Origin of the sequence: Mycolicibacterium aubagnense (assembly GCF_010730955.1) — a bacterium.
Classification (GTDB): domain Bacteria; phylum Actinomycetota; class Actinomycetes; order Mycobacteriales; family Mycobacteriaceae; genus Mycobacterium; species Mycobacterium aubagnense.
Map to the genome: position 1 here is coordinate 5799451 of NZ_AP022577.1, position 13062 is coordinate 5812512.

Sequence of the window (13062 nt, forward strand, 5' to 3'; positions counted from 1 at the left end):
CCGGGCGCTAACCGGCCACCTCGTGCGACGCTTCGCCGAGCTCAGGCACACCGCGGCCGCGTAGCTTGTTGACGACGAACACGACCGTGCCGATGCCCAGCCACACGATGCCGCCGATCTTGGCCAGGGAATCGGCATTGAAGAGCACATAGCCGATGATGACGAAGCCAAGTGTCGGTACTGCCAGGTGCAGCAGATAGTTCTTCGACTTCTTTCGGCCGAGGTAGTACCAAACCACCGATACGTGCAGCAGACAGAAGGCGAACAGCGCGCCGAAGTTCACCAGTGACGAGATGAGCGCGATCTGGCCGACGAAGAACAGCACGAGCACCACGCTGATCGCGCTGACCAACAGGATTGCGGCGAACGGCACCTTGCGCGAGCTGACGCGGGATAGGAACGCGGGCAGCTGGCGGTCGCGACTCATCGAGAACAGCAGCCGGCTGGTTGCCGCTTGCGCGGCCATCGCGTTGGCGAAACCCACGGCGAGCACATTGACGACGAAGAACGCGTTCATCCAGCCGGTGCTGGACGCCGCTTCGACCAATGTGAAGAACGCGTTGCCCGCTTCGCTGTCGCTGAACGATGCCCGTCCGCCTGCCAGCAGGCTGGCCAACCAGGTCTGGCCGATGAACAGGAACGCCACGATGAACAACGCGCCGACCATTGCTTTGCCCGCCGGATTCCGCGTGCCGGTGGATTCCTCCGCAAGCGTCGAAATCCCGTCGAAGCCAAGGAAACTCAGCACGGCGATCGACAGGGCGGCGGCGATCAACGGTGCGCTGACGGTCTCCGGGTTCCAGAGCGGCGTGGTGCCCCAGTGCACATTGGGCAGCGAATTTCCGTTGATGGCTCGCACCGCGATGACCACGAAGATCGCGAGAAAGACGAGCTCGAGAACCAGGAAAAACCGGTTGGCCACCTTCAGCGAGTCGACGCCGAGCAGATTGATCACCGTATTGACGAGGACGAACACCAGTGCCCACAGCCACCGTGGCGTGCCGGGAAACAAGCCGATCATCGACTCGGCGGCCAGCACGTACAGCAGAGTAGGTATGAGCAGGTAGTCCAGCAGAATCGCCCAGCCGGCGAAAAAGCCTGCGCCGGGGTGGATTCCGCGGCCGACATATGAGAACACCGATCCCGCAAGGGGAAACGACTTGGCCATCTGCGCGTACGCCGTCGCCGTGAACACCATGGCGACCAAGCCGATGAGATACACCAGTGGCACCATGCCGCCGGCACTGTTGTACACGACGCCGAAGATGGTCCACGGCGCAATCGGCACCATGAACACGAGGCCGTAGACGATGAGGTCGACGGTGGAGACGGAACGATTGAGTTCCTGTTTGTAGCCGAATGATTCGACGGTGCGCTGGCCTTCGCCGGTGGCGACTCGGGTGGTGGTCATGGAAGTCCTGTCGGGTCGAGTGAGTGGGTTCAGACCCGGGCGTCGGCGGCCAGATCGTGGGTGGCGAGGAAGGCGGCGACGACGGCGCGGAATTCGGTGGGCTGCTCCAGGTGCGTGCAGTGACTGGTGTCGGGGAATACCTGACTGACCGCACCGGCGATGTGGTCGACGTACGGTTGCCAGGAGGCGGGGGTCGCTTCGTCGAACTCGCCGGCGATCACCAGTGTCGGCGCGGTGATCTCGGGCAGTCGGTCGATGACGGTCCAGCCCTTCAATGTGCCTACGACGTGAAACTCGTTGGGCCCGTTCATCGTGTGGTAGACGGTGGGCTCGGCCTCCATCTGTGTGATGGTGTCGATCAGATCTTGCGGCATGGGTACGACGCGGCACAGGTGGCGCGCGTAGAACTCGTTCGTCGCGGCCACGTACTCGGGATCGGTGACCGTGCCCGCTTCCTCGTGCCGGGTGAGCGCGGCGCTGACCTCCGGTGGCAACTGCGAGCGCAGCTCCGCGCAGCCGGCCATCCAGAGTTCCATCGATGCGGGGGAGTTGCAGATGACGAGCGACGTCAGTCCCGAGGGGCGGCGCACGGCGATCTCCGCGCCGAGCATGCCGCCCCAGGACTGGCCCAGCAGGTGGTATTCGTCGATGCCCAGCGCAGCGCGAACGGCGTGAAACTCCTCGACGAACAGCTCGGGTGTCCAGAACCCGGCAGGGGCGTCGGGCAGGTGGGTGCTGTTGCCGCAGCCGAGCTGGTCGTAGTGGATGACCGTGCGGTCGGTCTCGTCGGCCAACTCTGCGATGTTGCGCACGTAGTTGTGTGCCATGCCCGGTCCGCCGTGGAGCACGAACAGGGGAGGCGCCCCCGGATTCGGTGATTTGGGGGTGGTGATCTGGACCCAGGTCTCGTGTTCGCGGAACGGCACCCGGTGGCTGGTAGTCGGCATGACAGTCAGCATGTTTGATTAATGGTCTCATCACAAGACCATTAATCGAGATTTAACAATTCGTGTCGATACTCTGTGAGGCGATAGGAAGGGAGCCGGTGATGACCCATCTCCATGGTGTGGACGCCCCCGGCCTACTGGACCGTGAGCTCGAATCGTCCTCTCGGGTTGATGAGATCACCGACCGGCTGGTGACCGCGATCGCCATCGGCGAATACCTGCCCCACGCCCGGCTGCCCGCCGAACGCGAGTTGGCCGCCTCATTGCGTGTCGGCCGGATGACGGTGCGCGCAGCGCTCGCACGGTTGGTGGACCGAGGGTTGGTGGAGACGCGGCGGGGCCGCGGCGGCGGGTCGTACGTGCTGCAGCAATGGCCGGACTCGTCCACGGACGCGGTGGCCCGCACCCTGAGGATGCGAGTCGACGAGATCCGGGACCGGTGCGACGCGATCTGTCGTGTTCACGGTGCGGTGAGCCGCGCCGCCGCAGAATCTCGCACCGACGCTGATATCAGCGTGTTGCGGCAGCGCCTGGAGGACTACCGCCGGGCCGATAGCGGACTGGCTGCCCAGCAGGCGGACAGCGCGCTGCACCTGGCGATCATGGACGCCGCCCACAACGCCGTCCTCAAGCAGGTGCTGCTCGAACTGGAGGCGTCGGTCAGCATCGGCGCACCCGCTCACGTCTGGGGTGAGCCGATCACGATGCGGGCGATGGAACAGCGGGCACTGGGTGAGCACACGACGCTCGTCGACGCCATCGCCGAAGGCCACGGGGATGACGCCGAGGCGCTGGCGCGGGCCCATGTGGCCATCGATTTCGAGAACATCTCGACGGCGATGCGGCGCGCGGGGATGCTCATCGAATGATCCCGCCGCCTGACCTTGCCCGCAGGCGGGAGCGGACGGCGGCCCTCGGGTTACGACCGGGTAATCTGACCCGCGTGAGCACCAGCGGAATTGATGTCAGCGCACGTGTGGGCACCGTGCTGACTGCCATGGTGACGCCGTTCGGCCCGGACGGCTCGCTTGATCTGGCCGGCGCCAAGAAGGTGGCCAAGTATCTGATCGATTCCGGCTGCGACGGCGTGGTGGTATCCGGTACCACCGGGGAGTCTCCGACCACCACCGATGACGAGAAGATCGCCCTCTTGACGGCGGTTCTGGAAGAGGTCGGCGACCGCGCCCGCGTCATCGCCGGTGCCGGCAGCTACGACACCGCGCACAGCGTCCGCCTGGCAAAGGCCAGCGCCGCCGCGGGCGCACACGGCCTGTTGGTGGTGACCCCGTATTACTCGAAGCCGCCGCAGTCGGGCCTGATCGCCCATTTCACGGCGGTCGCCGATGCCACCGAGCTGCCGGTGCTCCTCTATGACATCCCGCCGCGCTCGTCGGTACCGATCGAGTGGGACACCATCCGCGCGCTGGCGCCGCACCCGAACATCGTCGCGGTCAAGGACGCCAAGGGCGACCTCAACGGCGGCGGCGCCATCATGGCCGAGACCGGTCTGGCGTACTACTCGGGTGACGACACCCTGAACCTGCCGTGGCTCGCGATGGGCGCCACCGGGTTCATCAGCGTCTGGGGTCATGTGGCCGCCGGTCAGTTGCGGAACATGTTGTCGGCGTTCAACTCCGGTGACATCGCAACGGCGCGCAAGATTCACGTCGGACTGAGCCCGCTGGGCGATGCCCAGAACCGGCTGGGCGGCGTGACCATGTCGAAGGAAGCTCTGCGACTGCTGGGTATCGAGGCCGGCAACCCCCGGCTGCCGCAGGTGCCCGCCACCGCCGATCAGGTGGAGCACCTTGCGGCGGACCTGCGCGCGGCATCGGTGCTTGCGTGACCAGACCCGACTTCGCACCGCCCGGCCCTCTGGAGCCGGGCGGTCTGCGTGTGACGGCGCTGGGCGGCATCGGCGAAATCGGTCGCAACATGACCGTATTCGAGCACCTGGGCCGGCTGTTGGTCATCGACTGCGGCGTCTTGTTCCCGACGCACGACGAGCCGGCGGTCGACCTGATCCTGCCGGATATCCGGCACATCGAGGACCGGCTGGCCGACATCGAGGCGCTGGTGATCACCCACGCGCACGAGGACCACATCGGCGCCATTCCGTATCTGCTGAAGATGCGGCCCGACATCCCCGTGGTGGGCTCGCGTTTCACGTTGGCACTCGTGGCGGCCAAATGCCGTGAGCACCGGCTCAAGCCGAACATGCAGATCGTCGCCGAGGGGCAGCGCAGCACTCACGGCGTGTTCGAGTGCGAGTACTTCGCGGTCAACCACTCGATTCCCGACGCCCTGGCCATCGCCGTGCACACCGGCGCGGGCACGGTGCTGCACACCGGTGACATCAAACTCGACCAGTTGCCGCCCGACGGCCGGCCGACCGACCTACCGGGCATGTCCCGACTCGGTGAACAGGGCGTCGACCTGTTCCTGTGCGACTCGACCAACTCCGAGATCCCCGGAGTCGGGCCATCGGAGAGCGAGGTCGGCCCCACCCTGCACCGCCTGATCCGCGGCGCGGACGGCCGCGTCATCGTGGCATGCTTCGCCTCGAACGTCGACCGCGTGCAGCAGATCATCGACGCCGCGGTGGCGTTGGGGCGCAAGGTGTCCTTCGTCGGCCGCTCGATGGTCCGCAACATGGGCATCGCCAAGGAACTCGGCTTCCTCAACGTCGCCGACGACGACGTCATCGACATCGGCGCCGCGGAACTGCTGCCGGCCGACCGGGTCGTGCTGATCACCACCGGCACCCAGGGTGAGCCCATGGCCGCGCTGTCCCGGATGTCCCGCGGCGAGCACCGCAGCATCACCCTGACCGCCGGGGACCTGATCATCCTGTCCAGCTCCCTGATCCCCGGCAACGAGGAAGCCGTCTACGGCGTGATCGACTCGCTGGCCAAGATCGGCGCCCGCGTCGTGACCAATCAGCAAGCGCGCGTGCATGTTTCCGGCCACGCCTACGCCGGCGAGCTGCTGTTCCTGTACCGCGGCGTGCGGCCGCGCAACGTCATGCCGGTACACGGCACCTGGCGGCACCTGCGGGCCAACGCCAAACTCGCGATTCGCACCGGCGTGCCGGAGGAGAACGTCGTGCTCGCCGAGAACGGCGTCAGCGTCGACCTGGTAGGCGGGCAAGCCCGGATCGCCGGTGCGGTGCCGGTCGGCAAGGTGTTCGTCGACGGTCTGGTGCTGGGCGACGTCGGCGACGCGACGCTGGGCGAAAGGCTCACGCTCACTTCGGGTTTCATTGCCGTCACCGTCGTGATCAGCCGTGAGACCGGCAAGCCGGTGGCTCCGGTGCACCTGCACTCGCGCGGGTTCTCCGAAGACCCCAAGGCGCTCGAGCCGGGCGCCGAGAAGGCGCAGGCGGCGCTGGAAACCCTTGTCTCCGAGCAGGTTACCGACGCCGCGCGGATCGCCCAGGCGGTGCGGCGCGCCGTCGGCAAGTGGGTCGGCGAGGTCTACCGGCGCCAGCCGATGATCGTGCCGACCGTGCTCGAGATTTAGCCGCACGCCAATCGCCTGTCTCTTTCGAAAGGGTCAGCGGAGCGGGCGGCGCCCCGGTGGGAGGGAAACTCGCATTCGAGTCGCGCCGTACCACTAAACTCTGCCCGGTGTCTTTGCCGCGTGGGGGTCAAGCATCCAAGCACCGTGCACGCGGCCGGCCGGCCAAGGCCGATTTGCGCGCCGCCCGTCGCAAAGAGATCGTGCGATCGGCCTATGCGGTGCTCACCGATCGTGGCTACGACCAGACGACGATGTCGGACATCGCGCGTCAGGCCAACGTCGGGCAGGGCACCTTGTACCGGTACTACCCGAGCAAGCGGGAATTGCTCGACGATGTTTTCGACTACGCCGTCACCAAAGCTGCACGGGCGCTTCGCATCGGTTCGCTGGCCAGCCTTGACCTGACCGACTACCACCAGGCGATGGATCTCATCACGGTATTCGGGACCCGGCTGTTCGATCTCGTCGACGAAGACCCGGCGATCGTGCGACTGCTCACGGTGGAAAGCAGCGCCATCGATCCCGAGTTGAGGTTCCGGGTCAGCGGGCTCTTGTCGACGTTGGATGTCGCGTTTGCGCGGCTGTTCGAGACGGCAAACCCTGACCACGCCTCGGCGGATCACCGCCCGACCTGGGCATTGCTGGGCCGGTTGGTGATCGGACTGTCCGGTCCGGGGTTGTTGATGTCCATGCAGGGGGATACGGCGGCCGGGTCGCGCGCGAATTTCCTGTCGACGATCTCGGCTATCGCCGATCACGGATTGTTGACCGACGAACCTGCCGGCGAGGAACCCAGTGATGCCTGAGAGAACCGCGCAGTTGTACGCAGCGGCCATCGACCTGTTCATCGAGCGCGGATACCGCGATGTCGACGTCACCGATATCACCGCTCGCTGTGGGGTCAGCCACGGCACGTTCTACAACTATTTCCGCAGTAAGCGAGACGTTCTCGAGTCGATTCAGGCTCGGACGGTCCAGGAACTTTCGGCCGCGGCGGCCGGTGACCGCGACCCGGCCACGTTGACCGGCCGCACCGAGTACGTCGTGGAGTTCACCGACCGGGTACGCCGGGCCGTGGCCTACATCGCGAAGAACCGTGCGTTGGTCTCGTTCGTAGCGATCGCCGCGCCCGGCGTCGACGAGCAGGCCTATGAATCGGTGCTCGCCGCTTACGACGATCTCGGCGCGCAGGTGACGGCCTTCCTGGACGTGGGGCGCCGACAGGGATGGATACGCGACAGCGTCGACGCGCGCATTGCCGGGCAGGCGGTGGTGTCATGTGTGTTGATGGCGACGTTTCCGATGCTGATCGGCGACGGCACTGATGTCGACCCGGAGCAGGTCGCGCAGGCATGCGCAGCGTTTCTGCAGGGCGGGCTGCGCCGGGTGCTACCGGACTCGTGAGCGCCAGCGGGCGATCTGCTGTCCCATTTCGGTGGCCGGCGCAGCGTCCAAGGCCCACTCCGAAGCGATGTCGTGCCAGCGGCCCCGCGCCTGCAGCGTGCCCAGCAGCGCACACACGCTCATCTCCGTCCGGCGTGAGAACGCGTGCGCGCTGCGCATGCGCTGCTTGAAAATGCCGGACCGGAAATCAGACTGGGGCAGCATCGCCTGCGACAGCGCTTTGTAGGCGACCTTGTCGGTCACCTGAACCAGCCCCGGAGTGAGGTACCAGCCGGCGACGGCCCGCATGTACTGCAATGCCATGTCCGGCGGCAACGCATCAGCATCGACGATGAACCCCGCCACGCAGGCCAGTCGGTGCGCAGTCTGGGCGTCACCGCGCATGACCGCCGTCAGCACCGACCGTTCCAGGTCGACCTCATCTCTGCTCATCCGCACGTACAAGCCGAAATCAAGGAAACCGACCCGGTTGTCGGGCAAGCACAGGATGTTGCCCGGGTGCGGGTCGGCGCAGAACTCACCGCTGGTGTAGATATTGGCGCAATAGAAGCGGAAGACCGCCTCGCCGATGTGGTCGCGCAGCGTCTGATCGACGTCGGCAAGGTGATGCAGCTGGGTGCCGTCCAGGTACTCGGTCACCAGGATGCGATCGGTGCACAACTCGTTGATCGGCTCGGGGATCACGAACACCGGATGGTCGCGATGAGCCTCGTACACGGCGCGGTGACTGGACAGCTCCTGGCGGTAGTCGAGCTCTGCCGTGATCTGCCGGCTGACCTCGGCGACGACCGCGTTCAGACCCCGGACCGGATAGGCCCCTGCCCGTAGCCGGACCAACAAGGCCAGGTTCTTCAGATCGGCGCGGACCGCGCTGCGCGCCCAGGGATATTGGACTTTGACGGCCACCTCGCGTCCGTCGGTCAGCCTTGCTCGGTAGACCTGTCCGAGCGACGCCGTGGCCACCGGTTCGGGGTCCACGGTGCGCACGCGGTCACGCAGTGCGCCCCACTCGGAGTCCATCAACCGGAACATCACGGCGTTATCGACGGTGGGGGCTCGGCTGAACAAGGGTGACAGCCGGCGGGAGAATTCGTCTCGATTCTGTGCGGAACTGAGACCGAAATTGAGCAGGGAAAGCAACTGGCCGAGCTTCATCGCCGCGCCCTTCATCGTGCCCAAGGTCGTGGCGAGATCATCGGCCAAGCGCAGCATCTGTTCGTCGCGCTCCTGCGCCTTCTGCTCCTCGGACAAGAACGGCTGGCGAATCGCGCTGGTGGCTCGGCGCGCCGCCAGGCGGGCAGCGACCTGCCCGACGCGTGCGCCGCGCGCTGCGCGGTCGGTGGGTTGATCACCGGGTGTCACTGTGGCCCGCCTAGACATCGATGGACATGGCGCCGAGCCGAATCCCTCGTGGATGGTTTACAACCGGCTCGCCCAGGTTGGCAAGGGAACTCGTGGACTCGAGCAGGGCTTCGCGGACACTCGGCGGCAACGCCAGAAGCGCCGTGGTGACCTCACGCACGGATTCGTCACGGGCGAGCCGGAGCCAGTCCAATTCGCTTTCGAGGGCACGGGTGTACGCGGAGTTGCCGCCGTTGAGATATTCGCTTCGTACACCGAAGAATTCGGCCAGCATCCGTACCGTTTGGGGGGAGGGGCGCGTGCGCAGCCCGCGGCGCAGCTGTGACAGGTAAGGGTCCGACAAGTCGTGGCCGCGGCGAGCCAGCGTTTGCGTCACTTCGCTGTTCAGATACGGACCCCGCGAGGGTGGATGGATTGCGGCGAACAGCTTGTTGAGCCGTTCGGCGAACAAGGCGGTGTCCGCTGCTGACCGCTGCGGGTGCTTCCGGTTGTGCATGTCGTTCCCCCAAAGTTGTTGCCAAGTTCCGACGTGCCGCGCACGTGCTGGAACCGGTGGCCTGGTAGTGGCCGCTTGGGGAGTGCTTTTCGGGCCAGGAGACGGCCTGACCGATGTTCGCCGATCTCGCCGTGCCGGGTACGTTAGCTCACCTTGACCGACTTCGCTACAAATGATCGAACGTGCTGGGTTGACACGTCAGTCCGATATATGCAATTCTCGGTTTGGAACGCGGAAGCCGGTCAAACTGGGGAGTAGGCGCCGGTCATCGCAAAGAAGGGGGTGGGGTGCGTGGTGGACCGCGGGGTGTTCGCCGCGGTTCACCCGGCTTGGCTGTGTGTTTGCTGTGATCGATAGATGTGAACACACTTACGCCGACGCCAGTTATTGCTGAATTCACGTTGTCTCGGTGTGGCCGAGGTTCGCCAACCCGGATGAATGGTGTGGTGGACGTGAAGTCTTCCGGGGGGATGGCTGCCGTCAGCGGCAGCAGAGGGGGTTTCGCTGTGGGGGTTAGGACGAACACGTTGCTGTGCGATGCCGAGATTGCACCTGACGGCAGCGTGGTGGTGATCGAGGACGTTGGCGCCAACGGCCTTTCGGGTGTCTACGTGCACCCGGATATCGATGGGGACGGCGGTACCGCCCGGGCGCTGTGGGTGCATACGATGGGCATCCACGAGTGCGACCTCGTCGGCAGGCTGGTACGAGTGCGAGTGTTCGCGGGCTCGGATGCTCGGGGACTGGGCGTGCCGACGTTTGACGGACGGCTCGACATCGCCAGTGGGGTGCTGGCCTTGGGGGATCGCCATAATCGCACCCGCCAACTACTTTTCGGCGCACCGGCGGTTGTCCCGGTCAGGGTGTTCCTCGGCAATGAAATCGACACCATTCGGTTTGGCGATTCCGAGAGTCGTTATCCCGTGTCAGGTCCAAGTGAGGTCAATGTGCTGCTGCCCGCAGACGCGGGATTCGTTCATGCGCTCGGGTACCCGATGCCGCGGTGGAGCTGGCGTCGTCGGTCGCGTCGACGTGGCCGCGGCAGTTCCTCGGGTGCTTGTGTAAACGTGGAATCGCCGGTGGCCACCCGGCGGGTAAGCGAGGAACCAGAGCCGGCCTGGCGCGGCGTCGCCCCGAACTGTGGCGGGAGCTGACGTGGGTCGCGTCCTGCCGACGGTGAATCGCAGCGGCGCGCACCCGCCCTGCTATGCCGCACTGCCATTGAATTCTATTGCGTTGCAACCATTTCCGGCGGTACGTCCGCTCTATTGGTGGGCCCGGGAATTGCGCCAGCAAGGTTGTCTACTCCAGTCGGTGTCCTACAGCGTGAGCGAACTGGCGGCGGTGGTGTCTGTGCGGCTGCCATCTCACCGCGTGGTACACGTCCGCCGCCGCGGCGATGCCCTGGCCGAGTCGACTGATCTGCCGAGCGTGCTCGCCGACGCGGTATGCCAGCTCGCCGGCGGCGGTTGGGCGGACGAGACCAACCGCATGCTTGCACTGCTGCGGAATCGGCATCTGCTGATCCAGCCCCGACCCGCGGCCCGCAACTCTGCGCATATTCCTGGCTTGATCAGTCAACCAGTGCGTCCGGTTCGGGTGGCGTATTGGTGGGCTGACGCGTTGCAGGTCCGAGGCTGGCGATTGTCGGCGCTCGGGGACGCGGTCGCCCGGGGCGGCTTCATCGCCGAAATCCCGGAGGGGCCGGGTCAATCGGTATTGGCGATCTACCCGCGGGGTACCGCCGAAGACGGCACCGAAGCGACAGCGCTGGCCAACTCTCTGCAGCGACTGACTTTCGAGCAGCGTAGATACCTCGAACGGCTGGTTTCCCAACGGGGCTAGGGCTTCCCGGCCAACGCCGACCACTCCAGGCCGGAGGTGGGCAAGGCGCGACCGGTCGGCCGCACATACCGGTCCCGCACCTCGTCAGGGCCCAGTTGGTCGAGAAGCTGCCAGCCGTACCCATCGAGAAACTGTGCGACCTCGTCGGGACGCAACCCGAATTTCCACACCTGACTGCGCTCGCGGAACCTGTGATACAGCGACGGGGCGGCGGAGATGTCCACTCCGTCGATGAAATCGCGCTGCACATAGGTGAAGTCGAGCCGGCTGCCGGTGGGCACGGATCGCAACTGCTCGAAGGTGCTGTCGATCGCCGCGGCGGTCAGGTACTGGGTGACGCCCTCCCAGATGAAGAATGTGCGGGCATCGCGCTGATAGCCCTGACCGGCCAGTGCGCTCATCAGGTCGTCACGCTCGAAGTCGACGGCGACCAGGTGGACCGACGGTGGGGGAGTGCCGAAAACCCGCCTCAGGATGGCGCGCTTGCGCTCGATGTTCACGGTCTGGTCCACCTCGAAAACAGGAATCACGCTGTGGCGCGACAACCGGCAGCCCCGGGTGTCCAGTCCGGCGCCCAGCACCACCACGGCATCGATCCCAGCCAGCGCCGCCATGAGGTTGTCGTCGGCATAGCGCTTGCGGCACGCCATGTTGGCCCACATGCCCGGCGCCGACCGGTCTGATGCGGCGACCATGGTGCGACGCAACGGCGCCCAGCGCGTGGCCGCCACCAGCGCGCGAAGCGCTTGCGGCAGAAAAGAAGCCGCCAGGTCGTCGTCGACGAGACGACGGCCCGGCGGCTCATGCTGCTCGATTGCGGTGAGCGCCATCGGCCCGAAGGCCGTCAGTGCCGCTGGGTTACGAGCCATGTCAGGTTCTCTGTTCCTCGCGCAAACGCTCGTCAGCGTTTGTTGACGAAACCGGCGTCCACCGGCAGCGTCACCCCGGTGATGTACCGCCCGGCGTCCGACACCAGCCATGCCACCGTGTTGGCGATGTCCTCTGCGTCGAGGACCTGCACGGGCAACGCGTTACTCATGTCCGGGCCGGCTTTGGTCTCTGCCGTCAACTGGCTCAACCACTTTCGGGTGAAGTCGTTGTCGATCATCGGGGTGTCCACCCCGGCCGGGTGGATCGAGTTGACCCGGATGTTCTGCGAGGCAAGCAGATTCGCGTACACCCGCATGAGGCCGACCATGCCGTGCTTGGCGGCGGCATAGCCCACCGAACCGGCCATCGGTGAGGCCAGCCCGACCAGTCCGGCGACCGAGCTGATCAGCACGATCGACCCACCGTTGCCGGCCTTGACCATGGGGCGCGTCGCCACCTCGAGAGTGTTGTAGACGCCGGTCAGGTTGACGTCGATGACGTCCTGCCAGGCGTCCTCACCGGCCATGGGTGCGATGCCCGCATTGGCGATGACGATGTCCAGCCGCCCGCCGAGTTCGTCGACGCCGGCCTTCAGTGCCGCCTTCAGGGCATCGCGGTCGCGGACGTCGGCCTGGACGGCCACGATCCGGGCCCCGTTCTCCTGGACGAGCTTGACGGTCGCAGCCAGATCGTCGGGCGTGGCCATGGGGTAGGGGACCGACGCGATCTGGTCGCACAGGTCGACCGCGATGATGTCGGCACCCATCGACGACAGCTTGACCGCGTGCGCGCGACCCTGGCCGCGCGCCGCGCCGGTGATGAAGGCGACCTTGCCGCTCAGCTCGCCCATCGCGCGTCCTCTCGGCTCTTCGCACCAGCGCTCATCACTGGCCCCGCAGCTGGCCCTTGGCCGGATCGCCGGCGACCACGGGGGCGAGCATCTTGATGTCGGGTGCGCCGTCGAGGTGCTCGCCGATGGCGCCGAACAGCTTCCCGATGGCGGGAGCCGTGCTGTGGGTCTTGAGGGCATCCGCGTCGGCCCACTGCTCGACGAAGACAAAGGTGCCACCGTCGGCCTCGTGCAGTGAGTAGAGCTCACAGCCCGGCTCGCAGTGGACGGCGTCGACGGCTTCGACGCACGCGGTGCGGACCAGATCGACGGACTCGGGCTTGGCTTTCATGGTGGCGACGACAACGACCGGCAT

Annotated in this window: 14 protein-coding genes; 7 read left to right on the forward strand and 7 right to left on the reverse strand. The window is 66.1% G+C overall.

Annotated features, from left to right (window positions below; translation table 11 throughout):
* Positions 1–7 precede the first annotated feature (7 nt).
* A complete protein-coding gene (locus G6N59_RS27725; RefSeq protein ID WP_138230123.1) occupies positions 8–1411 on the reverse strand; it encodes an APC family permease in 1404 nt (467 codons plus the stop codon).
* 29 nt (positions 1412–1440) lie between these two features.
* Positions 1441–2358 carry a proline iminopeptidase-family hydrolase gene (locus G6N59_RS27730; protein ID WP_268815794.1) on the reverse strand — a complete coding sequence of 306 codons (918 nt, stop codon included), beginning with the start codon at positions 2356–2358 and terminating at the stop codon, positions 1441–1443.
* Positions 2359–2459: 101 nt separating this feature from the next.
* On the opposite strand from G6N59_RS27730, the gene G6N59_RS27735 reads away from it, so the two are divergent.
* From G6N59_RS27735 to G6N59_RS27755, 5 genes are all read left to right on the forward strand, one after another.
* A complete protein-coding gene (locus G6N59_RS27735; RefSeq protein ID WP_138230125.1) occupies positions 2460–3227 on the forward strand; it encodes a FadR/GntR family transcriptional regulator in 768 nt (255 codons plus the stop codon).
* A 74-nt stretch (positions 3228–3301) separates the two neighbouring features.
* Positions 3302–4204: a 4-hydroxy-tetrahydrodipicolinate synthase gene (gene dapA, locus G6N59_RS27740; RefSeq protein ID WP_138230126.1), complete on the forward strand. Its 903-nt coding sequence runs from the start codon at positions 3302–3304 to the stop codon at positions 4202–4204.
* A complete protein-coding gene (locus G6N59_RS27745) occupies positions 4201–5880 on the forward strand; it encodes a ribonuclease J (protein ID WP_179970248.1) in 1680 nt (559 codons plus the stop codon). The genes dapA and G6N59_RS27745 overlap by 4 nt, the downstream gene beginning before the upstream one ends.
* 107 nt (positions 5881–5987) lie before the next feature.
* Positions 5988–6686 carry a TetR/AcrR family transcriptional regulator gene (locus G6N59_RS27750; protein WP_234884186.1) on the forward strand — a complete coding sequence of 233 codons (699 nt, stop codon included), beginning with the start codon at positions 5988–5990 and terminating at the stop codon, positions 6684–6686.
* Positions 6679–7284, forward strand: a complete 606-nt coding sequence (locus tag G6N59_RS27755) for a TetR/AcrR family transcriptional regulator (RefSeq protein ID WP_138230127.1) — start codon at positions 6679–6681, stop codon at positions 7282–7284. Before G6N59_RS27750 ends, G6N59_RS27755 begins: the two co-directional genes overlap by 8 nt.
* Here the strand turns inward: G6N59_RS27755 and G6N59_RS27760 are convergent.
* Both G6N59_RS27760 and G6N59_RS27765 read right to left on the reverse strand, forming a co-directional pair.
* On the reverse strand, positions 7270–8646 hold the full coding sequence (locus G6N59_RS27760) for an ABC1 kinase family protein (protein ID WP_138230128.1): 1377 nt from the start codon (positions 8644–8646) through the stop codon (positions 7270–7272). The two genes, G6N59_RS27755 and G6N59_RS27760, sit on opposite strands and share 15 nt — an antisense overlap.
* A 10-nt stretch (positions 8647–8656) precedes the next feature.
* Entirely contained in the window at positions 8657–9142 is a 486-nt protein-coding gene (locus tag G6N59_RS27765) for a helix-turn-helix domain-containing protein (RefSeq protein ID WP_138230129.1), read from the reverse strand.
* Positions 9143–9648: 506 nt separating this feature from the next.
* Between G6N59_RS27765 and G6N59_RS27770 the strand changes: the two genes are divergently transcribed.
* Positions 9649–10296, forward strand: a complete 648-nt coding sequence (locus G6N59_RS27770) for a hypothetical protein (RefSeq protein WP_138230130.1) — start codon at positions 9649–9651, stop codon at positions 10294–10296.
* A gap of 172 nt (positions 10297–10468) precedes the next feature.
* Positions 10469–10987 (forward strand): hypothetical protein, encoded by a 519-nt coding sequence (locus G6N59_RS27775; RefSeq protein ID WP_138230131.1) that lies wholly within the window; start codon positions 10469–10471, stop codon positions 10985–10987.
* On the opposite strand, the gene G6N59_RS27780 is transcribed toward G6N59_RS27775, so the two are convergent.
* The 3 genes from G6N59_RS27780 to G6N59_RS27790 are packed head-to-tail and all read right to left on the reverse strand — an operon-like array spanning position 10984 to position 13062.
* Positions 10984–11856 carry an SAM-dependent methyltransferase gene (locus G6N59_RS27780; protein WP_138230132.1) on the reverse strand — a complete coding sequence of 291 codons (873 nt, stop codon included), beginning with the start codon at positions 11854–11856 and terminating at the stop codon, positions 10984–10986. The genes G6N59_RS27775 and G6N59_RS27780 overlap by 4 nt on opposite strands.
* Before the next feature lie 32 nt (positions 11857–11888).
* Entirely contained in the window at positions 11889–12707 is an 819-nt protein-coding gene (locus tag G6N59_RS27785) for a mycofactocin-coupled SDR family oxidoreductase (protein ID WP_138230133.1), read from the reverse strand.
* 34 nt (positions 12708–12741) lie between these two features.
* Positions 12742–13062, reverse strand: coding sequence for a putative quinol monooxygenase (locus G6N59_RS27790; RefSeq protein WP_138230134.1), 321 nt, complete (start codon positions 13060–13062; stop codon positions 12742–12744).